Source organism: Brucella cytisi (genome assembly GCF_038433355.1).
GTDB classification, from domain to species: Bacteria; Pseudomonadota; Alphaproteobacteria; order Rhizobiales; family Rhizobiaceae; genus Brucella; species Brucella cytisi.
This window is the reverse complement of sequence record NZ_JBCAUP010000045.1, coordinates 1-25,718: the sequence shown is the minus strand read 5'-3', so window position 1 is coordinate 25,718 and position 25,718 is coordinate 1. Positions and strand designations below refer to the sequence as shown.

The following is a 25,718-nucleotide window of genomic DNA, read 5'->3' as shown; positions in this document are numbered from 1 at the left end:
ACAAAAGCGCACCATCGAAGACACATGGCGTCATATCGGCAGGCTGGTCGAAACCATCCAGCCCGCCGAATGCCAAAACTATTTGGAAAACGCCGGATATGGTTCCGTTAAAAGGTGAAACGCTCTAAGATATCGCTTGGCCATTCAATAGACCCACAAATCCCTGTATTGCCCCTTCGCACGTGATCGCATAGCAGGCGGGCGCGCCTTGTTTGTCGGGTATCGCTATGGGTCAGTAGCCAGATATCGCCTACACAGGAACTGGCAGTTCCGGGTACGCGGATGAGTTTCGGTTCGCTATCGCCAAGAAAGCATGGGAGAAACGAGATGCCCATCCCAGCCCGCGTTGCTTGAAACTGTGATCCTATCTCCGCAAAGCGGACCGGATTTGCAGCCATTTTAATCCCGGTCGCTGACTCCCAATCTGATGGAACATTTTCGTTTGGTCCCAGCAACTAGGTTGCGGAAGCTGGTGACGGTTGTGTCATCAGATTTCGATGAATGTAGAACGCCATATGGAATTGGCAGAGTCTTGTTCCGTATAAATTGTCGGGTGGCGTCTTCCCGCCAATGACCACACGCAAAGCGACATCAGCTTCGCGGTTGACGAGATTAATCATTGACGTCGAGCCCAGGATTTCCAGCCCAATGTCTGGATAGGCGGCCTTGAAATCTGCGAGGGATGGCATCAGCAGGTCAGTCGCCATTGAAATCGGGAGCGTGAACCTCAGAGGCCCGGAGACACGCTGATCGCGCCCAAAAATCCGAGCCTCGATCTGGGATGAGGCTGTCGCCATCTGTCCTGCGAGTTCAACAATGTCGCTTCCCGCATCCGTAAGCCGGTATCCGGATGCCAGCCTGTCGAACAGTTTTGTTTCCAGTGTTTCTTCCAGCCGACTGATACCACGTATGATCGTGGCATGATTGACGTCTAACGCATCTGCTGCAGCGCGAACCGTGCCGCCCTGAGCGACCGCGAGAAACATGCGAACCTCATTCCAGTGATCCATGGTGCGTTTTCTCACGAGGGTTGTGCGTTGATCTTCAGTTTAAACCTCCACGGGTTCGTCATATCTAGCTGTCAGGCAGGGTATGCGCAATATCGCTCATGGACCTGCGGCTCCCTGTCGTTCAACGAACCCAAGCGAGGATTTCATGGGTAAGCTCGTTTCCAAAGTCGCCGTTGTCACAGGTGGTTCCAGCGGTATTGGATTTGCCATCGCACAGCGCTTTATCAAGGAAGGTGCGACTGTCTATATTGCTGGTCGTCGCAAGGCGGAACTTGAAGCCGCCGTAAATAAGCTGGGACGAGGTGCGACGGCAATTCAGGCCGACATATCCGATCTGGGTAGCTTGGATCGGCTATTTGAAACAGTCCAGAATGAGGAGGGTGGTCTCGATATTCTTGTCGCCAATGCCGGCGTTGTGGAATTGAGTTCGATCCGCGATGCTTCGGAAGATCACTTCGACAAGATGTTCGATATCAATGTGAAAGGTACATACTTCACCGTCCAGGGAGCTCTTCCCGTGATGCGTGACGGCGGTGCGATCATTCTTCTTTCTACATGTATGACAAGCAAGGGAACGCCGGGCTACAGCGTCTATAATGCTACGAAGGCGGCGGTGCGATCTCTCGCGCGTTCGGCGGCGGCGGAACTACTTGCAAACAAGATAAGGGTGAACACGCTAAGCCCTGGGCCGATAGACACTCCCATTATTGAGTCGCAGGTCACAACACCGGAGGAAGCAGCGGCGTATCGCACGAACAGTGCCGCTTATGTGCCGCTGGGACGTCTGGGACGCCCGGAAGAGCTGGCATCTGCAGCCCTTTTCCTTGCATCGGACGAAAGCAGCTTCTCGACGGGAACAGACCTTGTCGTCGACGGAGGACTGACGCAGATCTAAACGCACTCTGACAAGTGGCCCGCTTTTTGAGTGGGCCACTTGGTTAAAATTCTATTGAATTTTGCAGCCGGTCATTAACCTTCCTAGTCATCTTCCTGCATTGTCAGAGATTTATCCTTGCTTGATGGGAACCTGATCGCAGCTGACGCGTTCTCCCAGACACCAGTTCGTAAACGGGTTTGTTTTGCGGCGTAACTACTTTGGCTAAAGAATGGGCCTGGCGGGGAGTTTTGGGCGAATTCGCAAGTTCGTCCAATGAGTCTTTGTGGGACTGGCATATCCTTCCACTGAACGCCCGATGGGCGTGAGTTCAGAACAGGAGAACCAGATGAAGCAGTCATCCATGAGCAGTTCTTCCGCAGTTCCAGCCAATCGCATGCCTATGGTTGCGCGTAGCCTCCCAGCGACAGCAGCCTCTTCCCAGTCCATGATCCGCAGCGCAATGTCGGCTCCCTATCTGGAGCGCGAAGAGGAGCGAGCCCTCGCTATTCGCTGGAAGGAACTGAAAGATCAGGAAGCACTTCACCGCATAACATCGGCACATATGCGACTGGTCATTTCCATGGCCGGGCGCTTCCGCAAATTCAAACTGCCGATGAACGATCTCATCCAGGAAGGCTATGTCGGCCTTCTTGAAGCTGCTGCCCGTTTTGACCCCGAACGGGAAGTGCGCTTCTCGACCTATGCATCGTGGTGGATTCGTGCGTCTATGCAGGATTATATTTTGCGCAACTGGTCCATCGTGCGCGGCGGAACAAGTTCGGCGCAAAAGGCGCTGTTCTTCAATCTGCGACGGCTTCGTTCAAAACTGGCTCAGTCCGACGACAATATGACCAAGGCCGAGATGTATCGCGAAATTTCCGATCAGCTGGGCGTTTCGACAAGCGATGTCGAGATCATGGACAGCCGTCTTTCGGGGCCGGATAGCTCCTTGTCGGCACCAGTGAACAACGAGGAATCGGGCGCAGCCCGCCGCATGGATTTTCTGGTTGACGACCATCCCTTGCAGGATGAGGTCGCTGAAAGCTCCATCGATATGGAACGTCGCAATCAATGGCTCAATGTAGCGCTCGATACGCTGAATGAGCGCGAGCTGCACATCATCCGCGAGCGTCGCCTTGATGATGACGGCGTGACGCTCGAAGCGCTGGGCGAAAAGCTTGGTATTTCCAAGGAGCGGGTGCGGCAGATCGAAAGCCGTGCGATGGAGAAGCTGAAGATTGCCTTGTTGAGCCAGCACGAACTGGCTGCCTATCAGGCATAAGCCGTTACAATCAGGGCAACACAAGTAGAGGGGCCGAACGGCTCCTTACTTTTGTGGTTCGGTGGCCTTGCCTTCAAGGCGCGACGACCAGTCCTCGACCTTGCGATTTTCGAGGCGGCGCACGGCATAGCGTTTCCAGCTGTCGGCGAGGTGCGGAAGCTCCGCCATCACGGACAGTTCATCATAGTTCAGCGTGTCGACATATAGCAGGTGCCAGACACGATGCAGTGTCCAGTTTGGTGAAAGGCGGTCGACGAGGATCATCGAATCGCCAGCTTCAACATTGCCTTCTTCCAGAACACGATAATACCAGCCTGTTCGCCCCGTCTTCTGCACGCGCACGGCCATGTCGGCGGTTGCAAAGCGTTCGTTCAGTTTCCAGCAGGGCTGGCGGCCCTGTGAAACCTCGACAAGTGCGCTGCCGAGCCGGAACCTGTCGCCCACGGCGACATTGTGCTCGTTCAGACCCGATGTGGAGATGTTTTCGCCGAAAGCACCACGCGCGCTCAGACGCGGGTTTTCGCCGATTTCTTCGCGCCAGACCGCATAATGATCGTGCGGATAATGATGGAGCGCTTTTTCCGGTCCACCATGCACTTTCCGGTCGCCCTGCGCATCGCAGTCCAGCCCCTCGAAAGTCACACGGACTTTGCCGGTAACCGGATGCTTGTCGATGCCGCTTGGAACGCTACGCGGTCCGAGAGGAACGATTTTTCCGGCAAGGACAGAGTGGATGCGTGTTTCCGTCATCACGACCTACTCGCTGATCAGCTTCACGCGGTCACCGACCGAAACCGTCGCCCCTGCCGACATGGCATTGAGAAGGCGGAACAGTTCCAATTTGCGGGTGGTGCCCTGCATGCGTGCCGACAGGCTCGCCAGCGTGTCGCCCGGCTTCACCGTCACGACGCGGATGCGCAGCGGCTTGATGGCGTTCTGTTCGGCAGGCGACAGCAAGCGGAAGGACTGCGTGACCATCTGCGAAGCAGGCAGAAGGGCGTTGCTGCCTTTCGGTGCTGCTGTCAGGAAGCGATAGACCTTGTTGTTTGCACCGATGACCACAATGTCGAACTGCCACCGGTCGGCGCTGGCGCGCGCAGTTGCGGCGGGCAAACCGTTGATGGTGGTGGTCTGGATCGAACTGTCGTCGAGACCGGTTACCCAGCCCGAGCGGATATAGTCGGCAAGGTTTGATCCCGCCGGAAGAGATGCGCCATCGAAACGAATGGCAACTTCGCCGGGGCCGCTTGCCATGACCGCATTGGCCGAATTGTCGATGGTGAAGCCATCTGGTGCGCGGAAAGTGACACCGAGCTTCGGATGGATGAAGGTCTGTTCGCGGACATAACCTTCATTGGGCGAGTCGCCGTAGAGAAGGCCATCAATTCCGTTGAGGAAGGAATCGCGATCGGTTGTGCCGACGCCGGGTGCGCCGATGCGGCGTGCATGACCAAGCGCAAGCTGGATGCGCTGCGGCGTTGCCGGATGGCTTGCGAGAAAGTCGAGGCTGGCATCGGTCGCGCCCGAAACCGAACGAAAGCCCTGATAGGCTTCCATCGATTGCAGGAAACGCGCCGAAGCGAACGGATCGTAACCGGCTTCGCCGATCATCTTGATACCGATGGCATCCGCCTGCAGTTCCTGATTACGCGAGAACTGGGCAAGCCGCAGCTTGCCGCGCAACGCTTCTTCGCGGCTGGCAGATTCATTATGCAGGACTTCGCTGGCGACGCGCCCGGCGATGGCCGTCTCCGCCTCCTTCTCCTGCCGCAGAATGCCGTGATTGGCGATGACATGGCCCATTTCGTGGGCAATCACGGCTGCGACTTCGGAAGAGTCGTTGGCGAGTGCAAGCAGGCCGCGTGTAACGTAGAGATAGCCGCCCGGCAATGCGAAGGCATTGATATTGGGACTATCGAGAATGGTGATGCGATAGGTCTGGTCCGGCTTGTCGGTAACCGTCGTCAGCTTGCCGACGATCTTGGCCACCATACGTTCAAGCCTCTGGTCCTTGTACTCGCCGCCATAGGTCGCGAGAATGCGCGGATGTTGTTGCGCACCGAGCTGCGCCAGCCGGTCATTGCGCGTCACATTGTCGACCGTCACGGGATTGTCGGAAGGCTGCAGTCCAAGATCCTTGCTGGAATTGATCGACTGGCAACCGGAAATCAGGGCGACCGCAAGCAAGCCAAGACCGATGGCTGGTTTCCGCCAATTGTGCTGCGTCCATTCTGGCAGGGATATGGGTAGACACAGGAAGGCCCGGGAACGGGTCGATTGACGGAACAGTATTTTATCCTCGCTTCTGAATCAGATTGCTTGATCCGGGGCCAAATCTAGCCACAGACCAGAAAGCGTACAAGCCGTACATGGGCACTATAAGAAAGCTGTAGCCGGTTCTTCCGGCAGATTGCGAACAAAATATGTCCGCAACCGTAACTCTATTTGAGGTTTAGCGTCGAATTCCGCTTTTCGCCGATATAGTGCTGCAATGCTTCCGGTCCAGTCGAAGAGAGTAGTTCAGTGGCGGGGCCTATTGCGGAAATCCGGCCATTGTCGAGAAAAAGCAACACCGCGTCGAGATAGAGCGCATCTTCAGGCGTATGGGTCACCATCAGCACCGTCATACGAGTTTCAAGTTGAAGCTCCCTGACCAGATCCAGCATCTGGTGTCGCAGCGCCGGGCCAAGCGAGGCAAAGGCTTCGTCGAGGAGCAGAACCGGGCGCTGGCGTATAAGAGCCCGGGCAATCGCCACGCGCTGGCGTTCGCCACCGGAAAGCGCTTCCGGCTTGCGCTGTTCTTTGCCTGCGAGCCCGACACGCGACAAAGCCTCCGCAATATCGGTGTGGTCTTGCGCGGAGAGCTTCAGGTTCGGTGAACGTCCGAGGCCGACATTCTGTTCGACGGTCAGATGGGCAAACAGGTTGTTTTCCTGAAACACCATTGAAACTGGTCGATCCGCTGGCGAAAGTTCACTGACGTCTTTATCGCCGATGAAGATGCGACCGGATTGCGGAAATTCGAAACCGGCAATCAGGTTGAGAAGTGTCGACTTGCCCGAACCGCTTGGTCCGACAATTGCAGCAATAACACCGCCCTCTATCGTCGCATCGAAATGCATGGCGGTTTCACCATAGCTGAAACGAACGTCATCAAGGCGAATTTCGGCAAGGGGGTTCATCCGGGCATTCATAGAGAAGGCGTTTCCTTTCGGGATGCGCGATCCGCGATCATCATCAATACGAGGCAAAGCAGCCCGAGAATAAGCGCCAGACCTGCCGCGTCGAATGTGCGATAGCTGCCCATGCGCTGCAAGAGGAGATAGGGCAGCGTCAAAAGCGCGTCACTGCCAAACAGGGCAATCGTGCCGAGATCGCCAAGGGAAAGTGCCATGGCAAAGGCGAAGGCCATGCCGAAAGGCTTGCGGATCGAAGGCCAGTCGATGAGCCGGAAACGGCTGATGCCGCGAATGCCCAACTGTGCGCAAAGCCGGTTGTGGCGGCTTGCTGCCGTATCCCATGCGGGGCGTAGAAGACGCACGGCAAAGGGCATGGCCATGGCCGCATTGACGGTGACGACCATAAACGGTGCCATCGCGAACGGATCGGTGAAATGACGAAGCAGGATGAACCAGCCGGCACCGATGACGATAGGCGGCATGACGAGGATCAGGCTGGCACCCGTATCGAAAATACTGGCGACCTTGCGTTTTTTTATCGCTTCACGTGCCGACACAAGCGCAAGTGACAGAATGACCGAGAGCGATGCTGCAGAAAAACCGAGGACCAGACTGGTGCCAATGGCGCGCCAGACTGTTTTCTCGGTCAGAAGTCGCGCAAGATCTGCGGCGAGGCCGGAGATGACAACGCCGGCAATCGGCAGTGCGACATAAAGGAAACCTATGCCAATGACGATGACGTTCGCAACACGTTCAGCCGTTGACGCCTTGCCGTAGCGTCGCGGTGTCGCCGCGTGGGTGAAGCCTTCTTCAGACGGACTACCGGTCATCCGCAGGGCCAGAAGGACCAGCAACGTCAATGCAAGCTGCGTGAAGGTGAGGGCGACCGCGCGACCCGGATCAAAATCGAAATGCAAGCTTTGATAGATAGCGACTTCCAGCGTGGTGGCACGCGGTCCGCCGCCCAGCGTCAGCACAGTTGTGAAACTCGTCACGCAGAGCATGAACAGGAGGCCGATCATGCCCGGCAGATTGCGCCGGATTACGGGCCATTCAATAAGCCGCAAGCGTGCTCCATTGCCCATGCCAAGCTGCGCGGATAGCTTCCAGTAATCGGTTGGTATCGAGTCGTAGCCTGCAAGAATGAGACGGACAGCGAGCGGCATGTTGAAGAAAACATGGGCGATCAATATGCCCGTAATACCGTAAATGTCCGGTTGGAACGGATGGCCTGCGGCTTCTGACAGATGCGCAATGAACCCGTTGCGACCATAGATGCTGGTGACGCCGAGCACTGCGACGAGTGCAGGCAGAGCAAGCGGCAGGGCAAACAGGCGCAGAATAAGCCCGCGCCCCGCAAAGCTCGCTTCGGCATAAAGTGCACGGGCGACCGGAACCGCAAACAGCACGGAAAGCAGGCTTGAAGCGATCGCCTGCAGGATCGTGAAGCGCGCAACCCGCCACAGATAGGTGTCGAAATTGGCCGCGGCGTCAAAACCACCGCGGCCCGCTTCGAATGCCAGTGCGACAAGAGCACCACCGGCAAGCACGACCAGAAAGACAAGCGCCAGTACACCCGCAGCCGGTCTGGCGGCAGGTGCGTCTTTCGAGCGGCGCTGTGCCGGGAATGTCGTCATTTACTGGTTGCCGCCAGCCATTCATCGACCCATGACTTCCGGTTCTTGGCTACTTCGTCGGAAGGCAGGAGAAGAGTCTTTTCCAGCTTCGGCATCGCGTCGAAAGCGGCTGGAAGCGGGGTGGATGTCTTGCCCGCTGGATACATCCAGTTGGTTTCAGGAATAACATCCTGGAAGCCGGGGCTGGTCATGAAAGCCAGGAACTTTTGCGCCAGTGGATTTTTCGCGCCAGTGGTGGTCTGGGCGGCCAGCTCGATCTGGAGATAATTACCTTCCGGATAGGCCAGAGCCTTATAGCGCTCCGTCTTTTCCGCAATCATGTGATAGGCGGGAGACGTTGTATAGGACAGCACCATCGGCGCTTCCCCCTTGGTGAAAAGACCATAGGCTTCCGACCAGCCGGGCGTGACGGTGAGAACGCGCTTCTGAAGTTTCTGCCAGGCTGCTTCCGCTTCGTCGCCATAAACCGATTTCATCCAGAGCAACATGCCCAGCCCTGGTGTCGACGTGCGCGGGTCTTGCAGCACGATCTTCTGGGAAGCATCGCCTTCCACCAGTTCTTTCAGGCTCTTGGGCGGATTGGGCAATTTTTCCGAATCGTATACCACGGCGAAGTAGCCATAATCATAGGGAACGAAGATATCGTCCTTGAACCCGCCCGGAACGCTCACATTGCTTTGGTCGATGCCGCTTGGAGCAAAAAAGCCGGTGGCGCGTGCTTCGGTCGTCAGATTGGTATCGAGACCGAGGACGATATCGGCTTTGGTATTGCCACCTTCAAGCTTCAGGCGGTTGAGCAGGGCGACACCGTCGGCCGAAGCGATCCAGTCCACTTCGCAATCGCATTCCTTCTCGAAGTTTTCCTTGATCTTCGGGCCCGGCCCCCATTCGGAAACGAAACTGTCATAGGTATAAACAGTGAGCTTGTCCTTCGCCTGCGCAGAAGGCGTGAAAGCGAGGGCTGTGGAGAATGAAAAGGCCAGCAAAGATAAAAGCCGCATCACGGCACTTCCTTTCTTTTACAACAAGAGGATTGAGCGCCGTTTATGGAGCATCTAATCCCTCCGCCGGTGCAAACCGGATCAGGTTCAGCGGGTTGGCCGTTTTTTAAGCATTTCCGGACGCAAAACCGTTTCACACTTTTGCTGGAAATGCTTTTGGGCCTCTCAGCCATCCGCGAAAGCAGACGGCACCCCGTTAGAGCGGTTGCGAGAATAATCTTTCGCAACGGGAAGGGCAAGGGAGTGCAATGGCGGCGAATGCAGGCTTCCGGCATGGATTTGCCCGTGTTATGAGCGGCTTATGAGCACATTCGTCATTCTCCTTGGCGGTGATCTGGTCGTGACCGATCGCTTGAAACACCAAATTGCAGGTGCGCGTATTCTCGCTGCCGATAGCGGGATCAGGCACGCCGCTGCTCTTGGTGTCGAACCGGAACTTTGGCTTGGCGATTTCGATTCGGCTTCTGCTGAGCTTCGCGTGCAATATGGACACGTGCCGCAAAAGAGGTTCCCTGCTGCCAAGGACATGACGGACGGGGAACTGGCCTTCGAGGAGGCCTTTATGCGGGGTGCGGATCGGGTGATCCTTTGCGGAGCCTTCGGCGGTCAGCGCACTGATCACACGCTTCTGCATCTGACCATGGCGACAGCGCAGGCTGCAAAAGGGCGGAACGTGCTGTTGTCCAGCGGTTCCGAGGAGGCCTGGCCTTTGCCGCCCGGAGATTATGTTTATGATTTTCCGGACGGGACGCCGTTCAGTGTGATTAATTTCAGCACTATCGAAGGCCTTTCGATCACGAATGCGGAGTGGCCGTTAGATAATGTGACACTGCCATTCGGCTCTTCATGGACAGTTTCCAATGTAGTTCGTGGAACACTTCGCGTTACTGCGAGTTCTGGATTGGCGATACTTATAGCCAACTTGGCGATGGAGGAAACACCGCTCTGGGGCCGATAACCTTATCAATCGAAAGAGCTTGACGCTGGCAGGCGAAACGTATTGTAAATGGGCCAAGCGGGTGTCATCTGCTTTACGCCGAAATTGGGGACGCAAAGTCGGTGATTAGTTCAACTCTTGTAGGAGATGTTTCAATGAAGTCACGTCTTACGATGATTGCTGTTGCTGGCGTGCTCGCGTTCTCGACGGCTGCATGCACGACGAATGAACAGCGCACGGCCGGGTACGGCGTTGGTGGCGCAGCACTCGGCGCACTCGCCGGTGGTGCAATTGGCGGCAATGGCCGTGGCGCTCTTGCCGGTGCTGCTATCGGCGGCGTTGCCGGTACGCTCCTTGGTGCAGCCCAGACGCGCAATGGCACGCAGTACTGCCGTTACCGCGATCCTTATGGCCGCGTCTACGAAGCGCCTTGCCAGTAACACTGGGCCAGTAATGACTGGGCCAGCAATAGCTGGATAAATAAGTTTGCTGACAGGTCGGGGAAACCCGGCCTGTTTGTTTTTCACGGGTCTTTTCGTGCCGTACCATTTGACAGAACGGCTTTTGTCGCGGACAAGCAGGGCGGAATTTTTAACCCTGTTTATCGAAGAGAACCATGGCACCACCGCTCCTTCGCCTCGACGAGATCAAGCTCACCTTCGGAGGCACGCCGCTTCTGGAAGATGCCAGCCTTTCGGTAAGCGAAGGCGATCGCATCGCGCTGGTCGGACGCAATGGTTCGGGTAAATCCACGCTGCTCAAGATCGCCGCCGGTATGGTGGAAGCAACGTCGGGTGAGGTTTTCAAACATCCGGGTGCAACCGTCCGCTATCTCCCGCAGGTGCCGGATATGGATGGCTTTGCCAATGTTCGCGCCTATGTGGAAGCGGGGCTCGGACCAGCCGATGACCCGCATCGTGTCACTTATCTTCTCGAACATCTCGGACTGACCGGCGACGAAAAGCCGGATCATCTATCCGGTGGGGAGGCGCGACGTGCCGCCCTGGCGCGGGTGATTGCACCGCAGCCCGACGTTCTGCTGCTGGACGAGCCGACCAACCATCTGGATCTGACCACCATCGAATGGTTGGAAAGCGAACTGCGCCAGATTCGCTCGGCCATTGTGCTGATCTCGCATGACCGCCGCTTTCTGGAAAATGTCAGCCGGGCGACGGTCTGGCTGGATCGCGGTCTTACGCGTCGTCTCGAGCAAGGCTTTGGTCATTTCGAGGAATGGCGCGACAAGGTGCTGGAAGAGGAAGAGCGCGACCATCACAAGCTGGGGCGGCAGATTGCGCGCGAGGAGCACTGGCTGCGCTACGGGGTCACCGCCCGGCGCAAGCGTAATATGCGCCGTCTCGGCGAACTGCATTCCATGCGTGCCGATTTTCGCAATCATCGCAAGGCACAAGGGACAGCGGTACTGGCGGCAAGCGATACCAAGGAATCCGGCAAGCTGGTGATCGAAGCCAAGGGGTTGAGCAAGGCCTATGGCGAGCGTGTTCTGGTCAAGGATTTTTCGATCCGTGTGCAGCGCGGTGACCGTATCGGTCTCGTTGGACCCAACGGTGCCGGAAAGACCACGCTTCTGTCGCTTCTGACTGGCAAGCTTGCGCCGGATTCCGGAACGTTGCGGCTTGGCGTCAATCTCGAAATGGCCGAACTGGACCAGAAGCGCGAAAGTCTCAATCTGGATGAGACATTGGCGCATTATCTGACGGATGGGCGCGGCGAAAGCCTTGTCGTCAACGGCGAGCAGCGGCATGTCGTGTCCTATATGAAGGACTTTCTGTTCCAACCTGAGCAGGCGCGTACCCCCATTCGGGAGCTTTCCGGTGGTGAACGTGCGCGGTTGATGCTGGCCCGTGTTTTGGCGCGGCCCGCCAACCTGCTTATCCTCGATGAGCCTACCAACGATCTTGATATGGAAACGCTCGATCTGCTGCAGGAACTGGTTGCAGGTTTTCCTGGCACAGTCATTCTGGTCAGCCACGACCGTGATTTTCTGGATCGCACGGTTACGTCGGTGATTGCGCCGGAAGGTGACGGGCGCTGGCTCGAATATGCAGGCGGCTATGCCGACATGATGGCGCAGCGCAAGGAGCAGGCCTTGAGCCGCCGCTCGGTCAAGGTCTCAGGCGTCCGCAGTGACGAGAAGTCGGAAGAGGATGCGCCGCAGCCCAAGCGTGAGGAAAAGCGCAAGCTTTCTTACAAGCAGAAATTCGCGCTCGAAACGCTGCCCGGCAAGATGGACGCTCTCTCGAAGGAAATCGTAGTGCTGGAAGACAAGCTCGCCGATCCGCAGCTTTATGCCAAGGACCCGGCGCTTTTTGCCAAGACTGCCGATCTTCTTGAGAAGAAGCGCTCCGAAAATGCGGCCATGGAAGAAGAATGGCTGGAGCTGGAAATGCTGCGAGAGGAAATCGAAGGGTAGGGCGATCCCCTTCGATGCTTCAAAATTTAACCGCTCGCCTTGTTCAGCAAGGCGATTTCATCGTCGCTGAGTTTCAGTTCGGCTGCGATGATCAGCTCACCGAGCTGGGCCGAGCGTGTGGCGCTGGCAATAGGGGCTGTGACTGATGGCTGCGCGATGAGCCATGCGATTGCGACCTGTGCAGGCGTGACATCGAGATTGCGCGCCACGCCATCGAGTGCCGCTATGATCCGCGAACCACGATCCGTCAGATATTTTTCGACTGATTTGCCGCGCGCGCTTTGTCCGAGATCGTCAGCAGAACGGTATTTTCCAGTCAGGAACCCTGCTGCGAGCGAATAATAGGAAATAACGCCAAGCTCGTTTTCGTGGCAGATTTTCTCCAGCCCATTCTCGAAATCTGCTCGATCATAAAGATTATAAAGCGGCTGCAGGCTTTCATAGCGCGGCAGATTGTTGGTCCGGGCGACGTCAAGCGCTTCAGTCAGTCGCTCAGGCGTGAGATTGGACGCACCGATGGCGCGCACTTTGCCTGCATCGATCAGCTCTTTATAGGTGCCGAGCACATCTTCGAACGGTGTTTCGGGATCGTCCCAGTGCGATTGATAGAGATCGATATAATCCGTCTGCAGCCGTTTGAGGGAGGCATCGATCGCTTTGCGGATATAGGCCGGGGAAAGACCTTTTTCGTCAGGCCCCATCTCGGACCCAACCTTGGTGGCAATGACGACTTTGTCGCGCAGGCCGCGAGATTTCAGCCAGTTGCCGATAATGGTTTCGGATTCGCCGCCCACATTTCCGGGCGCCCAGGCGGAATATGCATCCGCTGTGTCGATGAAATTGAATCCAGCATCGACAAAACGGTCGAGAAGCGAAAAAGACGTCGCTTCATCGACCGTCCATCCAAATACATTGCCACCGAAGCAAAGTGGCGAAACATTGAGTTCGGTATGTCCGAGCTTCCTGAACTCCATAGACCTTATCCCCTTCCTCTGAATACGAATCGCGGGCGATCCGTCGGGTTTCGATTTCGGGAAGAAGGAAGGCTCCGGGAAGAGCCGAAATCAGCTCATGCCAAGCGCATCCATATAAAGCTGCAGCATGGCTTCTTCTTCCTGACGTTCATGGTCTTCTTTTTTACGCAGACGAATAATGGTCCTCACGACCTTGCTGTCAAACCCCGAGCCCTTCAATTCCGCGTAAACTTCCTTGATATCGTCACCGATGGTCTTTTTTTCTTCTTCCAGGCGCTCGATGCGCTCGATGAAAGCACGCAACTGGCCGACAGCAATGGTTTGGGCTTCGCTGGTAATGTCGTCGCTCACGAGGAGTTCTCCAATTCAAAATCTGTGATGATGCGGACACGCATTGCGCGAAAACCGCTTATCGAAAGTCTGGACCGTTTTTCCCGCGAGTCGCAGGCAAAATTAAGAGCCTTTTTCGATGCACGACCCGATTTGACGGGTCAAGCCCTGTGGATAGCGGGTAAAGCCTCTCCTGACAGGCCTGTTACTCACTGCGATCAGCACGTGAGCCGAAATGCTGGGCCGCATGAATGCCGGGCAAGGTGTTGATGTGCGCGATCATTGGCGCCAGCCTGTCAGCCCATTCAGCTGCTCCTTTGTCATCGGCAATCAGGTCCTGTCGTACCTCGATCAGGACATGGGCGAAGCCCTTTGCCGTCGCGTGGCGATACATGGCATCGTTCTTGAGGGCACCGTCATAAGGTTCGTTGTCGCCAACCGTCAGATCGACGTTTTCACGCAGCAGCGACAAAAGCGGCTTTACGGCGCGGTCGTCCTTGTCCCAGAGAAGGCCGATCTGCCAGGGGCGGGCCTTTTCCTTCCAGCGCGGCGTGAAGGAATGGATCGAGACGATGAAAGGCGCTGCCCCGCTTTCAGCCACCACGCATTCGCTCGCTCGCGCGACCGTGTCGTGATAGGGACGATAGAAGCGTTCAAGCCGTTCCTCGCGTTCCCCTGCCGACATTGGGTAATTGCCGGAAATGACCGCCCCATCGGACAATTGCATGATAAGCGTCGGGTCGTCTTCGCCACGATTGGGATCGATCAAAAGGCGCGAAAAGCCGCCAAGGACGGCAGGCGCGTTCAGGCGGGTTGCAAGTTTGCGGGTCAGATTCTCGACGCCAATATCATAAGCGATATGCCGGTCGAATTCACTTGTCCGCAAACCAAGCGTGCCATATTCGGCTGGAACATCACGCCGTGCATGATCGGCGGTCAGGAGCAGGCCGAGACTAAAATCGCCGTCGACACTGTATGCCGGTGAGAATGGCGGCGAAGCGTTTGATCCGGATTGAAGCGGCATGGAGCGAAATCCGAGGCTAAATAAGGGGATTATTTCTGTGTTGTGCGGGAAGCTGTTTCAGGTCTGTCATGAGAAAGCCCGGATTGCAACGATCATTCTTTGATGAAGAGTACCTGTTCTCAATGGGATTGCGTTGACATCAAAGGCGAAACTGCCGAAAAGAGAGCGACCCGAAATGGGATTTGCCCGAGATGGGATTTCCCTGTGCAATATAAATTGTTCGATAAAACCGATAGCGGGCTGAAGGGGTTCTGCGTATGCGACTTCCACTATCTCTAGTTTTGTTTGCCGGTGTGCTGATGACTGCGCTGGGCATGACATCCATAGAGGCTCGTGCGGATTTCCGCGTATGCAATGCAACCCAGAACCTGGTTGGTGTGTCCATCGGCTACAGAGCCAAAACCGGCTGGGTGACCGAAGGCTGGTGGCATATCGACGGATCAAGCTGCAAAACCCTCATCGAGGGGCCGCTGACATCGCGCTATTATTACCTCTATGCAGAAGACGCTCAGGGCGGCGGACGCTGGGAGGGCAAGGTCAATATGTGCGTGGCCGAGAAAGAATTCCGTATTACTGGCGTCCAGGATTGCTTCGCGCGCGGTTTCCAGCGCAACGGCTTCCAGGAATACGACACCGGGGAACAATCGAGCTGGATGGTTCAGCTCACCGATGAAACGCCGACAGCAAATCCCACCGTTACAGGAACGAATAGTCAATGAAGCGCAACCGCAAGGTCAAGATTCTCGCCACGCTAGGTCCGGCGTCGGGTGAGGAAGCCGTCATCCGCAAGCTGTTTGAGGCAGGCGCGGATGTGTTCCGCATCAATATGAGTCATGCCGACCATGACCTGATGCGCACCCTCGTCAAGCGCATCCGCAATGTGGAAAAGGAACTGGGCCGTCCGATCGGCATTCTGGCCGATCTTCAGGGCCCGAAGCTGCGTGTTGGTAAGTTCAAGGACGGTAAGGCCGATCTCGTTCCCGGCCAGACCTTCACCCTCGACAACAACGAAGCGCCCGGCGATGAACATCGCGTCTATCTTCCGCATCCGGAAATTCTTGAAGCTGTCGAACCGGGTCATCGCTTGCTGATCGACGATGGCAAGCTGCATCTGGTCGCCGAGGCGAGCGACGGCAAGTCGATCCGCTGCAAGGTGGTTTCCGGAACGCGCATTTCGGACCGCAAGGGCGTCAGCCTGCCTGATACGACGCTTGGCGTCGGCGCGCTGACGGAGAAGGATCGCAAGGATCTCGACGCCGTCCTGAAGGAAGAAATCGACTGGGTTGCGCTTTCCTTCATCCAGCGTCCGGAAGATTTGGCCGAAGTGCGCAAGGTTTCGCGCGGCAAGGTCGGGCTGATGTCGAAGATCGAGAAGCCGCAGGCTGTGACGCGTCTCGATGAAATCATCGAGCTTTCGGACGCATTGATGGTTGCGCGCGGTGATCTTGGCGTTGAAGTGCCACTTGAAAGCGTTCCAGGCATTCAGAAGCAGATCACCCGCAAGGCGCGCCGCGCGGGCAAGCCGGTGGTTGTCGCGACGCAGATGCTGGAATCCATGATTACAGCTCCGGTTCCGACCCGCGCCGAAGTGTCCGACGTTGCAACCGCTGTGTTTGAAGGTGCTGATGCGATCATGCTTTCGGCGGAATCGGCTTCGGGCCAGTATCCGGTCGAAGCCGTTGCCACCATGAACCGCATTGCCGAACAGGTTGAAAAGGAACCGACCTATTCGACCATCATCGATGCGCAGCGTGCTGCGCCAGAACCAACGGGTGCCGACGCGATTTCGCTTGCTGCACGCCAGATCGCAGAGACGTTGAAGCTTTCGGCCATCGTAACCTACACCGCTTCCGGCACGACCGGCCTGCGCGCCGCTCGCGAGCGTCCGCGCACACCGATCATCGCCCTGTCGCCGGTCGTCGATACTGCGCGCAAGCTGTCGCTCGTCTGGGGCCTGCATTGCGTGGTGACAGCCGATGCGCATGATTTGGAAGATATGGTCAACCATGCCTGCGAAATCGTCTTCCATGAAGAATTCGGCAAGGCTGGCGACCGCGTCATCATTACCGCTGGTGTCCCATTCGGCACGCCGGGCGCGACCAACATGCTGCGCATCGCCTATATTGGACCAGACGGAAAGTCAGGCATTTAAACTGAAGATATGCCAGCCGTGACGGCCGGCAAATGGCGTTGTTTTGCGCTTCCGGTGCTCATGTGTATTTCTTTGACGCATAGTCTAATCCGAAAATTCTGCGACTTCTCGGGACTATGCGTGGAAGTACATTCCGCTCGGGCTCTCAAACTCCACCAGTTTGGTCGCTAAAGCGCCCATCTTCGATTCCGGCTCGCCACAGCCGGAATCTCATCCAGTTATGGCAGATAGCATATAAAGAAACGCGCTCCTTCGGAGCGCGTTTTGTTTTGGTCTTGATGAATTTTGAGAATGTTTTGGGGGTAAGCAGGAGCCGTTCTAAGAGCCTGAATCAAAAAGCGATACAGGCGACTTCTGGAACAGGCTCTAAGTCCGCGTATCCGTCAGTTCGTCGGCCAAATCGTTGAAGTTCTTCTGTGCGTCGCGCATCATCGGATAGACGATGAGAGCCTGCTCATAGGCTTTTAGTGCCTGTTCCTTGAGGCCGCGCAGGCGCAAGATGGCCGCCATGCCGGTCAGGGCGCCATAATGGCGCGGTTCCAACTCTAGGGTACGATTGATATCGTACATGGCGTGGGCGTAGTCTTTTTGCAGGAAATAGACCGTAGCGCGGCGGTTCCAGGCCTCCGCATATTCCGGGTCGAGCGCGATGGCCTCATTCAGGAAGTCTATTGCCGAGGGATAACGCCGCTCGAGCATCGCCGCATTGGCCCATTGCATCAGAAGATCGATTGTTGCGCTGCCTGACTGCGACCACAGCGTATTGATCTGCGAAGCAATGCGCCGCGCCTTGGCTTCGTCCGTCGTGCGGCGAAGATCGGCAAAGAGCTTGTCGAGACGCTCTTCAGGCGTCTGGGCTGTCGCTGGTGCGGGCTTTTCGGGGGCAGGTTTCTGTTCGCTGTCGGGACCGGTTTGAACGGGTGTCAGAGGTGCGGTGAGCGGTATTTTGCCGGGTGCCACTTCGGCATAAGCAAGCGGCACCGTCGTACCAAGCGACGCGAGCACAGAAAAAGAAACCAGACATGCAAAAACGTTCCGCATGCGCATAGATTTTACCATGCGCAGCGAAACGTCAAATGCAAAATCAGAAATAAGATTAGCCCTGACGAGCCTTGTAGCGCGGGGCGGTCTTATTGATGATGTAAACGCGGCCCTTGCGGCGGACCAGCTGGCAGTCACGATGACGGCCCTTGAGCGCTTTAAGCGAGTTCTTGATCTTCATGTCAATCACCGGTCTTGTTGGCCCGTTGACGTGCAGATGCCGCGGGGCTTCATAAAAACAGGCGCTCGAGGCGCCAATTGATTACAGGCACTGTTAGATGCCCGAAGGGTTGGCCGAAATACACAAGGTTTCAGGCAAATGTCAACTCCTGAGCCGCAGATTCAGGGCACTGGAGCTGAAATTCTTGGCAGGTGGCAAAGATTCATCGGGAATCAACGGGATTCCCGATGAACATTATTTCCCGCAGGGGTGAATGCGCGTCACATGGCCCATTTTGCGGCCCGGACGTGCTTCCTTTTTACCGTAAAGATGCAGCACGGCATCCTTTTCAGAGAGAATCGCTGGCACCTTCTCGACATCGTCGCCGATCAGGTTTTCCATCACGCAATCCGAATGCCGGTCGGTGTTACCCAAAGGCAGACCGGCGATGGCGCGGATATGCTGTTCGAATTGCGAAATGGCGCAGGCCGCTTCCGTCCAGTGGCCCGAATTATGGACACGCGGGGCGAATTCGTTTGCCAGTAGCGTGCCGTCCTTCAGGACGAAGAACTCAAGTCCGAGCACGCCGACATAATCAAGCCCGTTCAGAAGCTTTGTGGCGGCTTTACGGGCTGCTTCGGCCGTGTTTTCGGAAACGGCAGCCGGTACGGTCGAAGTCGCAAGGATGCCGTCCTTGTGAACGTTTTCGGCAATATCGAAGATTGCGACATTGCCGGAGCGGTCACGTGCCGCGATCACCGAAACTTCGCGCTCGAAATCGACGAAGCCTTCGAGGATGGCCGGGGCACGATTGATCGCGAGAATCGCCTTGTGAGCTTCGGACTCATCGAGTGATGTCAGGCGGACCTGTCCCTTGCCGTCATAACCAAGACGCCGCGTCTTCAGGATGCCGCGCTCGCCAAGTGCGCCCAGAGCTGCAATCAGGGTTTCTTCATCGTCCACAAGACGCCAGGGTGCCGTCTCGATGTCGCTGGAGTTGAGGAACTGCTTTTCTGTAAAGCGATCCTGCGAGACTTCAAGTGCTGCCGGGGGAGGAAAGACCAGAGCGGTTTCGGCCAGCCTGTCGGCAGCGCTGACCGGCACGTTCTCGAACTCGTAGGTAATGACGTCGGACGCTGCTGCAAGTTCTGCAAGCGCTTTCGGATCGTCATAGGCGGCAATGATCTGGCGATTGGCGACCTGTGCTGCCGGGCAATCGGCCTGTGGCTCCAGGATCACCGTTTCAAAACCGAGACGTGCTGCGGCCATGGCAAGCATTCTGCCGAGCTGACCGCCGCCGATGATGCCGATGGTTGCACCGGGCCTGAGTGCAGAATTGAGTGCGGAGTTGTTCATATCAGGCCTCGTTTGAAGGGCGCTCAGCCACGCTTTCCGTTTGCGCAGTGCGCCATTCATCGAGGCGGGCTGCAAGCGCCTCATCGTAAAGCGCCAGAACGGCGGCGGCGAGAAGGGCGGCGTTGACCGCACCGGCGCGACCGATGGCGAGCGTGCCGACGGGAATGCCAGCTGGCATCTGCACGATGGAGAGGAGCGAATCCTGACCCGAAAGCGCCTTGGACTGGACCGGAACGCCGAAGACAGGCAGCGGTGTCATGGCTGCAGCCATGCCGGGCAGGTGAGCCGCGCCGCCCGCACCTGCGATAACGACCTTGAACCCTTCCGCCTTGGCACCTTTGGCAAAGGCAACGAGCCGGTCAGGCGTGCGATGCGCGGAAACGATCCGGGCATCGAAGGAAATGCCGAGTGCTTCCAGTGTGTCCGCTGCACGGCGCATGGTTTCCCAGTCGGACTGGCTTCCCATGATGATGGCGACATCGGCAGTAACGCTCATTGATCTTCCTGCTCCGCTTCTTTCGTGCATGTTTCGGGTGATATCAAAATGATAAAGCCGGGCGAACCCCGGCTCTGTCATCGATCATTATGGACATTCAGGCGATGATGTCGGGGATCACCCGATCTTCCATCTCCTGCAGCTTGTCCTTGATTGCGAGTTTTTTCTTCTTCATGCGCTGGACGCGCAATTGGTCGCAGCCAACCGCTATCATGGCGTTTATGGCAGCATCGAAATCCGCGTGTTCCTGTTTCAGTCGTGCGACGGCCAATCTGATTTCGGCCTGTTCCTGATCGGACATGCGGTGCCCCGTTCTGTTGAATAGTTTTACGGGCCGCGCCAAACCATAAAAGGTGCGGCGTCAGCCCGTTTCCGGCGAAGCCCTTATCACATTTTTCGCGTCAGGAAAATGCTACCACGACAAAATCGACTTTGCACCAAACTCATGCCAAACTGTCATGGTTCTGTCATGGACGGCGGCTGTCGAATGCGACAAATATACCGTATCCTTGGCAGCCGGGACTGCGTGTTTGGCCCGGAATACAGGAGGTGTGCCGGGCGTTCATGCAGGTCGAATGACGGGATAGCGGGTAAACGGACAAACGAGGTCTGCGCTGTTCCGTAAATAAGGGAAATCAACCAAAGGAGATCTGATGATGGCTATCGAGTCCCATCTTGCCACGCTCGAAAAAAAGCACGGCGCTCTGGAGCAGGAAATTTCCGAAGCCATAGCGTCACCGGCAATGGACGACCTGCACGTTGCATCTCTCAAGCGCAAGAAGCTTATGCTCAAGGACCAGATTGAAAAACTGAGATCCCAGGTAACACGTCACTAACAGGGAAGCCGCGCTTAGATCGCGGTTTGATAAGGCGTCTCAAGCCATCGACATTGGAGACCGAACGGCTCTGGCGAGCTGGTATTTCTTTGTCGTGAATGCAGTTTGCATTCCAAAGCGAAGATGCCAAAATTCAGTATTGGCGGCTGTGACACAGCCGCCGAACATATTGATTCAACTATTTAACCGGCTCTATTTATCGACGGTCATTTTCAGCGCCCGTCACCCTTCCGTCTCAGCTCTTGGATCGAGGTTCAGCGCTTCCGGTGTTGCTCCACGTTCGGAAGGCATGCTCTTGAACTGGTCTTTCTCTTCTTTCGGGACGGATGCACGCTTGCGTGAACGGAACAACGCATAGCCGGTGATGGAAATATGCGCGAGCATGGTGATGGCGAAGAGGCCGGATGGCCAGAAAATATCCATGGCCGCCGCTGCCAGCAGTGGTCCGAGCATCGTGCCGAAGCCGTAAAGCAGCAAAAGCCCGCTCGATACTTTCACAAAGCTTTCCGATGTCGCATGATCGTTGGCGTGGGCGACGGCAACGGGATAGAGTGCATAGGCAAGTGCGCCATAGCATCCGGTCATCGTGATGATGACGGGGCCGCTGGACGGAGCGATGAGGAAGGCGATGAGGCCGACCAGTGCCGCCAGCGCCGCAACGCTTGCCAGCACAAAACGCCGGTCAACCAGATCGGAAATGCGTCCGATCGGAATCTGCATCAAGGCACCAGCTGCAATGGTGACACTGACCATCAAGGCGATTTCGGTGGTCGAAATGCCGGACTTCGCACCGAAGACAGCTCCGAGCGTACCCCAGGCGCCATTGGCAATGCCGATCAGGATGCAACCTACGAAAGCTGCAGGTGAGTTATTGTAGAGCGCCTTGAGATCAAGCTGCACTTCCGTCAGCGGCTTGGGGCTGACGGCTGTGGAGATCGCGGTCGGGATGAGAGCCAGGCAGAAGAATATGCCGCTTAACATGAACAGATGATCGGAGCGTACGTCGCCTGCCGCTACCAACATCTGGCCGGACATGGTGGCTCCGTAGTTGACCATCATATACATGCCGAAAATCTTGCCGCGCGATTCGTTGGTCGCACGCTCATTCAACCAACTTTCAATGACCATGAAGGCACCAGCCATCGAAAAGCCGGTGAAGGCGCGCAGGATCACCCAGATGGTTGCATCCACGAAGATGCCGGAAAGCAGAGCGATAACCGCAGCCGATGCGGCAAAGCAACCGAATGCCCGCACATGACCGACACGGCGCACAAGGCGCGGTGCAAACAGACAGCCGGCAACGAAGCCGCCTGCCCAAGTCGTGCCGAGCAAGCCGAGCGATGCCACTGAGAAACCTTCCACACCGCCGCGCAGCGGCAATAGAAGACCGTGAAGTCCCGAAGCTATGAGAAGGAAGGCTGTACCGCAGAGAAGGGCCAGAACCTGAATGTAAATGCGCAAAACTCTATTCCCGAAGTCTGAAGCCGAATTGTCAGTGCTGAGGCTGATGAGTGATCGCTGCGATCAATGATTGTTGTTCCTAAAGCGCGCCGCCCGGAAATGGTTCCGGCTGCTTTGCTCCGGTATCCATTTCCGTTGACGACCCCATTCCTATCGAAACAATGCTTCTGCCGCAGCGCGGCTATCGCCTTTCTTGAGGCGTTCTGTCTTCAATCGCTCTATTTCGGATTGCAGCAGGGCTATGCGCTGGTCGATTTCGGTGACCGAAAGCAGCGATAGCTCCTCTTCGCTTAGCGCCACGCTATTGCGGGGCTTTACCATATCCTCATCGAAACCGCTCATAGCCGTCCTCCGTGGTCAATGATGGCTCAGAAAAGATTTAACACCTTGAATCGTCGCATATATATTTGAGAAAATCGATGACGATTTCCCTAACGTGACGTCTTGCATCCGCCATGCGGCATTTCTGCGACGATGCGTAGGGCCAGAAATCTGAATGGAGTTTGAATATAATGGCCGACTTGCCTTCCCAGATGACTGCTATCGAAATCTCCGAACCGGGCGGAGCCCATATGCTTCGACCTGTTCAACGCTCGGTGCCTGAACCCAAGGAAGGTGAAATTCTGGTGCGGGTACGCGCCGCCGGGGTTAACCGACCGGACGTCCTGCAGCGACAGGGACAATATGCGCCGCCACCCGGCGCATCGGATATTCCGGGACTGGAGATTGCCGGTGACATTGTTGCCATGGGCAGCGGCGTCAAGCGGTTCAAGACCGGCGATCAGGTGGTCGCATTGCTGGCGGGCGGCGGCTACGCTGAATATGCCGTCGCGCATGAAACTAACGCACTGCCCTTGCCTGCCGGCTATGGCTACATCGAAGCGGCGGCGATCCCTGAAACCTTCTTCACCGTCTGGCACAATGTGTTCGAGCGCGGCGGGCTGAGGAAGGGCGAGGTTTTTCTGGTTCACGGCGGCTCGTCCGGTATCGGCACGACGGCTATCCAGCTTGCAAAGGCATTTGGTGCGACCGTCATTGCAACGGCGGGCTCGAAGGAAAAATGCGAAGCCTGTCTGAAACTTGGAGCAGATCGCGCCGTCAATTACGGGCAAGAGGATTTTGTCGAGGTCGTAAAGGAAGTGACCAGGGGCAAAGGCGCCGATGTGATTCTCGATATGGTCGGCGGTGATTATGTCGACCGCAATTACAAGGCTGCAGCCGAGGATGGCCGCATCGTGCAGATCGCTTTTCTCAACGGTGCGAAAACCACGGCCAATTTTGCAATATTGATGACCAAGCGCCTGACCCATACCGGCTCCACGCTGCGTCCGCGACCTGTTGACTTCAAGGCTGGCATTGCACGGGAACTGGAGACAAAAGTCTGGCCGCTTCTGGCGCAACGCCATGTTGCCCCGGTGATGGACATGATCTTTTCGCTGAAAGATGCATGGCGCGCGCATGAGCGCATGGAGGAGGGAAGGCATATTGGCAAGATTGTGCTCGATATTGCTTAAGCTTCAGAGCCATTCTTGCTCTGGCGATAAAAAAACGATATATAGGCCGTGATTTCCCGGAAATTGTGGTTTTGCCCACGTCCCGCGCCACCGGAGCGGACGAACAGAAGGATTATATCTAATGGCCACCCAGCTTCTTATGCCGAAGGCAACGGCCGTTTGGCTTGTCGATAATACGGCGCTGTCTTTTGATCAGATTGCCGCTTTCTGCAAGCTGCACCCGCTGGAAGTAAAGGCTATTGCCGACGGTGAAGCCTCTCAGGGCATCAAGGGTCTGGATCCGGTCATCACGGGTCAGATTTCGCGCGAAGAGATCGCGAAGGGTGAAAAGGATCCATATTATCGCCTGAAGCTTTCCGAGCCGAAGGTTCGTGTTCCGGAAGCCAAGCGCAAAGGCCCGCGTTACACGCCGCTTTCCAAGCGCCAGGATCGCCCGAATGCGATTCTCTGGCTGGTGCGCAATCATCCGGAACTGAAGGATGCGCAGATTTCCCGCCTGATCGGTACGACCAAGTCGACCATCGAACAGATTCGCAATCGTTCGCACTGGAACTCGGCAAATCTGACGGCGATGGACCCGGTAACGCTTGGCCTCTGCTCGCAGATTGATCTCGACATCGAAGTTGAACGCGCTTCCCGCAACCGTCCGGCAACACCGGAATCGGATAGCACCCTGCTGCCAGCCTCCGCGACAGAGAATTTCGACTATCGTGACGAACAGCCTGCAGAAGAGGAACTCGACGCGGACAAGGTTTTCGCTAAGCTCTCTTCGCTCAAGAGCTCGACGCCTGACGAAGACGAAGAAGAATAGTCGGGACGGGAAACCGTTTTACCGAAATACAAAAAAAGCCCGGCTTCATCAGCCGGGCTTTCAGACCACTGACAAACCCGTCGATATTTTCGGCGGGTTTTGTTCTTGGGACTATGCTGTTTTCGGCGGCGGAGTTTTGACGCCGATCGAGAAGGGTGTATCCAGCTCACGCGATGGCCGGTTTTGGCCCTTTGGTGAGCGCCATTGCGATCTTCTTGATGTTCTGGGCACTCGCGGCCAGCAGGCATTGCCATTTGACCTTGATGAGGCCACGGAACCTGGCATAGCGATGTCCATGCAACTGCTTGGCATCGGCAAAGGAACGCTCCACCGTCTCCTTGCGTCGTTTGTAGATGGCCTTGCCCCAAGGCGTGAGGCGGTGGGTGTCGGTGCGCTCGCGGGCATCGGCCCACACATGGCGGGTGATGGTGCGTTCCGCCCTGGCGTTGCTGGTGCAGGAGGCGAGAAGCGGGCAGTCGCCGCAGATGGCCGGGTCGGAGCGATAGTGGCGATAGCCGTTGCGGTCGGTGGTGGCATAAGTCAGGAGTTGGCCTTCAGGGCAGCGGTAGCCGTCAACCGCGCCGTCGTAGACGAATTTCGACTTGCGCATCATGCCGGGTTTGGGCGGTGTTGGATTGCGATAGCCGGTGACACCGAGGATGGCGCGCTCCTCCAGTCCCCTGGCGATGCCGGATGTGGTATAGCCGGCATCGAGCCCGACGGCACCGACAGCAAAGCCGAAGCGCTCACGCTGCCGGTCAAGCCGCCCCAGGTAGACGATGCTGTCATGGACGTTTGCCGGGGTGACATGGGTATCGGTGATGATGGCAAGCCGGCCGTCCACCGTGCGATGGTCGAGATAGAAGAAGCCCTTCGGCTTGCCGTCGCGCACCATGTAGCCGCTGTCAGGATCGGTGCGGCTGACCTTGGTCTCCGTCACCTGCGGCGCGTGCTCTTTTTCCTTCAATGGCTTCTGGCCGTGCAGCGCCCGCTCGGCCTCGATCGCCCTGTCGAGAGCGGCCCAATAGTCGGCGCGCGACTTCTCGATCATGGCCAGATCATACTTGCCCTTGTTGGCATTGGCCTTCAGATGGGTCGAGTCGGTATAGAGCACCGTCCCGTCGACCAGCCCATGGCCAATCGCCTGTTCGACGATATGGTCGAAGATGTCCTGGGCCACCGATGCGTCGTTAAAACGCCGGCGGC

General features: G+C 56.8%; 26 protein-coding genes, 2 pseudogenes and 1 riboswitch. Of the genes and pseudogenes, 11 read left to right on the top strand and 17 right to left on the bottom strand.

The window, feature by feature from the left end:
- Positions 1 to 118, top strand: a pseudogene (locus AAE521_RS25965) (IS630 family transposase); the annotation flags it as partial.
- Here AAE521_RS25965 and AAE521_RS25960 read toward each other — a convergent pair.
- Positions 108 to 986 (bottom strand): annotated as a pseudogene (locus AAE521_RS25960) (LysR family transcriptional regulator). The pseudogenes AAE521_RS25965 and AAE521_RS25960 overlap by 11 nt on opposite strands.
- Before the next feature lie 169 nt (positions 987 to 1,155).
- Here AAE521_RS25960 and AAE521_RS25955 point away from each other — a divergent pair.
- Together AAE521_RS25955 and AAE521_RS25950 are read left to right on the top strand one after the other, a co-directional pair.
- Positions 1,156 to 1,905 (top strand): SDR family NAD(P)-dependent oxidoreductase, encoded by a 750-nt coding sequence (locus tag AAE521_RS25955; RefSeq protein ID WP_342062925.1) that lies wholly within the window; start codon positions 1,156 to 1,158, stop codon positions 1,903 to 1,905.
- 328 nt (positions 1,906 to 2,233) lie between these two features.
- On the top strand, positions 2,234 to 3,169 hold the full coding sequence (locus AAE521_RS25950; RefSeq protein ID WP_010661436.1) for an RNA polymerase factor sigma-32: 936 nt from the start codon (positions 2,234 to 2,236) through the stop codon (positions 3,167 to 3,169).
- A gap of 45 nt (positions 3,170 to 3,214) precedes the next feature.
- On the opposite strand, the gene AAE521_RS25945 is transcribed toward AAE521_RS25950, so the two are convergent.
- From AAE521_RS25945 to thiB, 5 genes are all read right to left on the bottom strand, one after another.
- Entirely contained in the window at positions 3,215 to 3,919 is a 705-nt protein-coding gene (locus tag AAE521_RS25945; protein WP_342062924.1) for an MOSC domain-containing protein, read from the bottom strand.
- Between the two features lie 6 nt (positions 3,920 to 3,925).
- A complete protein-coding gene (gene cdlP, locus AAE521_RS25940; RefSeq protein ID WP_029929510.1) occupies positions 3,926 to 5,407 on the bottom strand; it encodes a cell division protease CdlP in 1,482 nt (493 codons plus the stop codon).
- 203 nt (positions 5,408 to 5,610) lie between these two features.
- Positions 5,611 to 6,351, bottom strand: coding sequence for a thiamine ABC transporter ATP-binding protein (gene thiQ, locus AAE521_RS25935; RefSeq protein WP_071633458.1), 741 nt, complete (start codon positions 6,349 to 6,351; stop codon positions 5,611 to 5,613).
- A gap of 8 nt (positions 6,352 to 6,359) precedes the next feature.
- Positions 6,360 to 7,985 carry a thiamine/thiamine pyrophosphate ABC transporter permease ThiP gene (thiP, locus tag AAE521_RS25930; protein WP_071633425.1) on the bottom strand — a complete coding sequence of 542 codons (1,626 nt, stop codon included), beginning with the start codon at positions 7,983 to 7,985 and terminating at the stop codon, positions 6,360 to 6,362.
- Complete coding sequence (thiB, locus tag AAE521_RS25925) at positions 7,982 to 8,986, bottom strand: thiamine ABC transporter substrate binding subunit (protein ID WP_071633424.1); 1,005 nt, start codon at positions 8,984 to 8,986, stop codon at positions 7,982 to 7,984. The genes thiP and thiB overlap by 4 nt, the downstream gene beginning before the upstream one ends.
- A 41-nt stretch (positions 8,987 to 9,027) precedes the next feature.
- A riboswitch (TPP riboswitch) is annotated at positions 9,028 to 9,192 on the bottom strand.
- A 95-nt stretch (positions 9,193 to 9,287) separates the two neighbouring features.
- Here thiB and AAE521_RS25920 point away from each other — a divergent pair.
- The 3 genes from AAE521_RS25920 to AAE521_RS25910 all read left to right on the top strand — a co-directional run bounded on the left by AAE521_RS25920 (position 9,288) and on the right by AAE521_RS25910 (position 12,357).
- Positions 9,288 to 9,944 (top strand): thiamine diphosphokinase, encoded by a 657-nt coding sequence (locus AAE521_RS25920; protein WP_071633423.1) that lies wholly within the window; start codon positions 9,288 to 9,290, stop codon positions 9,942 to 9,944.
- Between the two features lie 134 nt (positions 9,945 to 10,078).
- Positions 10,079 to 10,363, top strand: coding sequence for a glycine zipper domain-containing protein (locus AAE521_RS25915; protein WP_010661429.1), 285 nt, complete (start codon positions 10,079 to 10,081; stop codon positions 10,361 to 10,363).
- A gap of 176 nt (positions 10,364 to 10,539) precedes the next feature.
- On the top strand, positions 10,540 to 12,357 hold the full coding sequence (locus AAE521_RS25910) for an ABC-F family ATP-binding cassette domain-containing protein (RefSeq protein WP_342062923.1): 1,818 nt from the start codon (positions 10,540 to 10,542) through the stop codon (positions 12,355 to 12,357).
- A 26-nt stretch (positions 12,358 to 12,383) separates the two neighbouring features.
- Here the strand turns inward: AAE521_RS25910 and AAE521_RS25905 are convergent, their stop codons facing one another.
- From AAE521_RS25905 to AAE521_RS25895, 3 genes are all read right to left on the bottom strand, one after another.
- Entirely contained in the window at positions 12,384 to 13,331 is a 948-nt protein-coding gene (locus tag AAE521_RS25905; RefSeq protein ID WP_071633421.1) for an aldo/keto reductase, read from the bottom strand.
- Positions 13,332 to 13,421: 90 nt separating this feature from the next.
- Entirely contained in the window at positions 13,422 to 13,682 is a 261-nt protein-coding gene (locus tag AAE521_RS25900; RefSeq protein WP_002964837.1) for a DUF2312 domain-containing protein, read from the bottom strand.
- 184 nt (positions 13,683 to 13,866) lie between these two features.
- The gene (locus AAE521_RS25895; RefSeq protein ID WP_071633420.1) at positions 13,867 to 14,685 is read right to left on the bottom strand and encodes an N-formylglutamate amidohydrolase; all 819 of its coding nucleotides are present in this window, start codon (positions 14,683 to 14,685) and stop codon (positions 13,867 to 13,869) included.
- Between the two features lie 257 nt (positions 14,686 to 14,942).
- On the opposite strand from AAE521_RS25895, the gene AAE521_RS25890 reads away from it, so the two are divergent.
- Positions 14,943 to 15,404 (top strand): DUF1036 domain-containing protein, encoded by a 462-nt coding sequence (locus AAE521_RS25890; RefSeq protein WP_010661425.1) that lies wholly within the window; start codon positions 14,943 to 14,945, stop codon positions 15,402 to 15,404.
- Positions 15,401 to 16,837 (top strand): pyruvate kinase, encoded by a 1,437-nt coding sequence (pyk, locus tag AAE521_RS25885; RefSeq protein ID WP_061348003.1) that lies wholly within the window; start codon positions 15,401 to 15,403, stop codon positions 16,835 to 16,837. The genes AAE521_RS25890 and pyk overlap by 4 nt, the downstream gene beginning before the upstream one ends.
- 366 nt (positions 16,838 to 17,203) lie before the next feature.
- On the opposite strand, the gene AAE521_RS25880 is transcribed toward pyk, so the two are convergent.
- From AAE521_RS25880 to AAE521_RS25860, 5 genes are all read right to left on the bottom strand, one after another.
- Positions 17,204 to 17,896 (bottom strand): tetratricopeptide repeat protein, encoded by a 693-nt coding sequence (locus tag AAE521_RS25880; protein ID WP_071633536.1) that lies wholly within the window; start codon positions 17,894 to 17,896, stop codon positions 17,204 to 17,206.
- Between the two features lie 37 nt (positions 17,897 to 17,933).
- Positions 17,934 to 18,059, bottom strand: a complete 126-nt coding sequence (gene ykgO / locus AAE521_RS25875; protein WP_010661422.1) for a type B 50S ribosomal protein L36 — start codon at positions 18,057 to 18,059, stop codon at positions 17,934 to 17,936.
- 234 nt (positions 18,060 to 18,293) lie between these two features.
- On the bottom strand, positions 18,294 to 19,394 hold the full coding sequence (locus AAE521_RS25870) for a 5-(carboxyamino)imidazole ribonucleotide synthase (RefSeq protein ID WP_071633535.1): 1,101 nt from the start codon (positions 19,392 to 19,394) through the stop codon (positions 18,294 to 18,296).
- Position 19,395: 1 nt separating this feature from the next.
- Positions 19,396 to 19,890, bottom strand: coding sequence for a 5-(carboxyamino)imidazole ribonucleotide mutase (purE, locus tag AAE521_RS25865; RefSeq protein WP_342062922.1), 495 nt, complete (start codon positions 19,888 to 19,890; stop codon positions 19,396 to 19,398).
- A 97-nt stretch (positions 19,891 to 19,987) separates the two neighbouring features.
- A complete protein-coding gene (locus tag AAE521_RS25860) occupies positions 19,988 to 20,191 on the bottom strand; it encodes a YdcH family protein (RefSeq protein ID WP_006471281.1) in 204 nt (67 codons plus the stop codon).
- 352 nt (positions 20,192 to 20,543) lie between these two features.
- On the opposite strand from AAE521_RS25860, the gene AAE521_RS25855 reads away from it, so the two are divergent.
- Entirely contained in the window at positions 20,544 to 20,726 is a 183-nt protein-coding gene (locus AAE521_RS25855; RefSeq protein ID WP_012091308.1) for a YdcH family protein, read from the top strand.
- Positions 20,727 to 20,948: 222 nt separating this feature from the next.
- Here the strand turns inward: AAE521_RS25855 and AAE521_RS25850 are convergent, their stop codons facing one another.
- Both AAE521_RS25850 and AAE521_RS25845 read right to left on the bottom strand, forming a co-directional pair.
- Positions 20,949 to 22,187, bottom strand: a complete 1,239-nt coding sequence (locus tag AAE521_RS25850) for an MFS transporter (protein WP_071633534.1) — start codon at positions 22,185 to 22,187, stop codon at positions 20,949 to 20,951.
- A 150-nt stretch (positions 22,188 to 22,337) separates the two neighbouring features.
- On the bottom strand, positions 22,338 to 22,529 hold the full coding sequence (locus AAE521_RS25845) for a DUF1192 family protein (protein ID WP_071633533.1): 192 nt from the start codon (positions 22,527 to 22,529) through the stop codon (positions 22,338 to 22,340).
- A gap of 167 nt (positions 22,530 to 22,696) precedes the next feature.
- On the opposite strand from AAE521_RS25845, the gene AAE521_RS25840 reads away from it, so the two are divergent.
- Both AAE521_RS25840 and AAE521_RS25835 read left to right on the top strand, forming a co-directional pair.
- Positions 22,697 to 23,701, top strand: a complete 1,005-nt coding sequence (locus AAE521_RS25840; RefSeq protein WP_071633538.1) for an NAD(P)H-quinone oxidoreductase — start codon at positions 22,697 to 22,699, stop codon at positions 23,699 to 23,701.
- A gap of 121 nt (positions 23,702 to 23,822) precedes the next feature.
- Positions 23,823 to 24,512: a DUF1013 domain-containing protein gene (locus tag AAE521_RS25835; RefSeq protein WP_012091312.1), complete on the top strand. Its 690-nt coding sequence runs from the start codon at positions 23,823 to 23,825 to the stop codon at positions 24,510 to 24,512.
- A gap of 166 nt (positions 24,513 to 24,678) precedes the next feature.
- Here the strand turns inward: AAE521_RS25835 and AAE521_RS25830 are convergent.
- Positions 24,679 to 25,718 (bottom strand): IS1182 family transposase (locus tag AAE521_RS25830; RefSeq protein WP_342061706.1); only part of this gene is annotated, 1,040 nt, incomplete at its 5' end.

Coding starts and splice junctions, on each gene's coding strand:
- AAE521_RS25905 (WP_071633421.1), bottom strand. CDS start 13,331: ATGGAGTTCAGGAAGCTCGGACATACCGAACTCAATGTTTCGCCACTT.
- AAE521_RS25860 (WP_006471281.1), bottom strand. CDS start 20,191: ATGTCCGATCAGGAACAGGCCGAAATCAGATTGGCCGTCGCACGACTG.
- AAE521_RS25880 (WP_071633536.1), bottom strand. CDS start 17,896: ATGGTAAAATCTATGCGCATGCGGAACGTTTTTGCATGTCTGGTTTCT.
- AAE521_RS25870 (WP_071633535.1), bottom strand. CDS start 19,394: ATGAACAACTCCGCACTCAATTCTGCACTCAGGCCCGGTGCAACCATC.
- AAE521_RS25920 (WP_071633423.1), top strand. CDS start 9,288: ATGAGCACATTCGTCATTCTCCTTGGCGGTGATCTGGTCGTGACCGAT.
- thiB (WP_071633424.1), bottom strand. CDS start 8,986: ATGCGGCTTTTATCTTTGCTGGCCTTTTCATTCTCCACAGCCCTCGCT.
- AAE521_RS25955 (WP_342062925.1), top strand. CDS start 1,156: ATGGGTAAGCTCGTTTCCAAAGTCGCCGTTGTCACAGGTGGTTCCAGC.
- AAE521_RS25890 (WP_010661425.1), top strand. CDS start 14,943: ATGCGACTTCCACTATCTCTAGTTTTGTTTGCCGGTGTGCTGATGACT.
- AAE521_RS25835 (WP_012091312.1), top strand. CDS start 23,823: ATGGCCACCCAGCTTCTTATGCCGAAGGCAACGGCCGTTTGGCTTGTC.
- thiP (WP_071633425.1), bottom strand. CDS start 7,985: ATGACGACATTCCCGGCACAGCGCCGCTCGAAAGACGCACCTGCCGCC.
- purE (WP_342062922.1), bottom strand. CDS start 19,890: ATGAGCGTTACTGCCGATGTCGCCATCATCATGGGAAGCCAGTCCGAC.
- AAE521_RS25855 (WP_012091308.1), top strand. CDS start 20,544: ATGATGGCTATCGAGTCCCATCTTGCCACGCTCGAAAAAAAGCACGGC.
- AAE521_RS25895 (WP_071633420.1), bottom strand. CDS start 14,685: ATGCCGCTTCAATCCGGATCAAACGCTTCGCCGCCATTCTCACCGGCA.
- pyk (WP_061348003.1), top strand. CDS start 15,401: ATGAAGCGCAACCGCAAGGTCAAGATTCTCGCCACGCTAGGTCCGGCG.
- AAE521_RS25945 (WP_342062924.1), bottom strand. CDS start 3,919: ATGACGGAAACACGCATCCACTCTGTCCTTGCCGGAAAAATCGTTCCT.
- AAE521_RS25950 (WP_010661436.1), top strand. CDS start 2,234: ATGAAGCAGTCATCCATGAGCAGTTCTTCCGCAGTTCCAGCCAATCGC.
- AAE521_RS25915 (WP_010661429.1), top strand. CDS start 10,079: ATGAAGTCACGTCTTACGATGATTGCTGTTGCTGGCGTGCTCGCGTTC.
- ykgO (WP_010661422.1), bottom strand. CDS start 18,059: ATGAAGATCAAGAACTCGCTTAAAGCGCTCAAGGGCCGTCATCGTGAC.
- AAE521_RS25845 (WP_071633533.1), bottom strand. CDS start 22,529: ATGAGCGGTTTCGATGAGGATATGGTAAAGCCCCGCAATAGCGTGGCG.
- thiQ (WP_071633458.1), bottom strand. CDS start 6,351: ATGAACCCCCTTGCCGAAATTCGCCTTGATGACGTTCGTTTCAGCTAT.
- AAE521_RS25910 (WP_342062923.1), top strand. CDS start 10,540: ATGGCACCACCGCTCCTTCGCCTCGACGAGATCAAGCTCACCTTCGGA.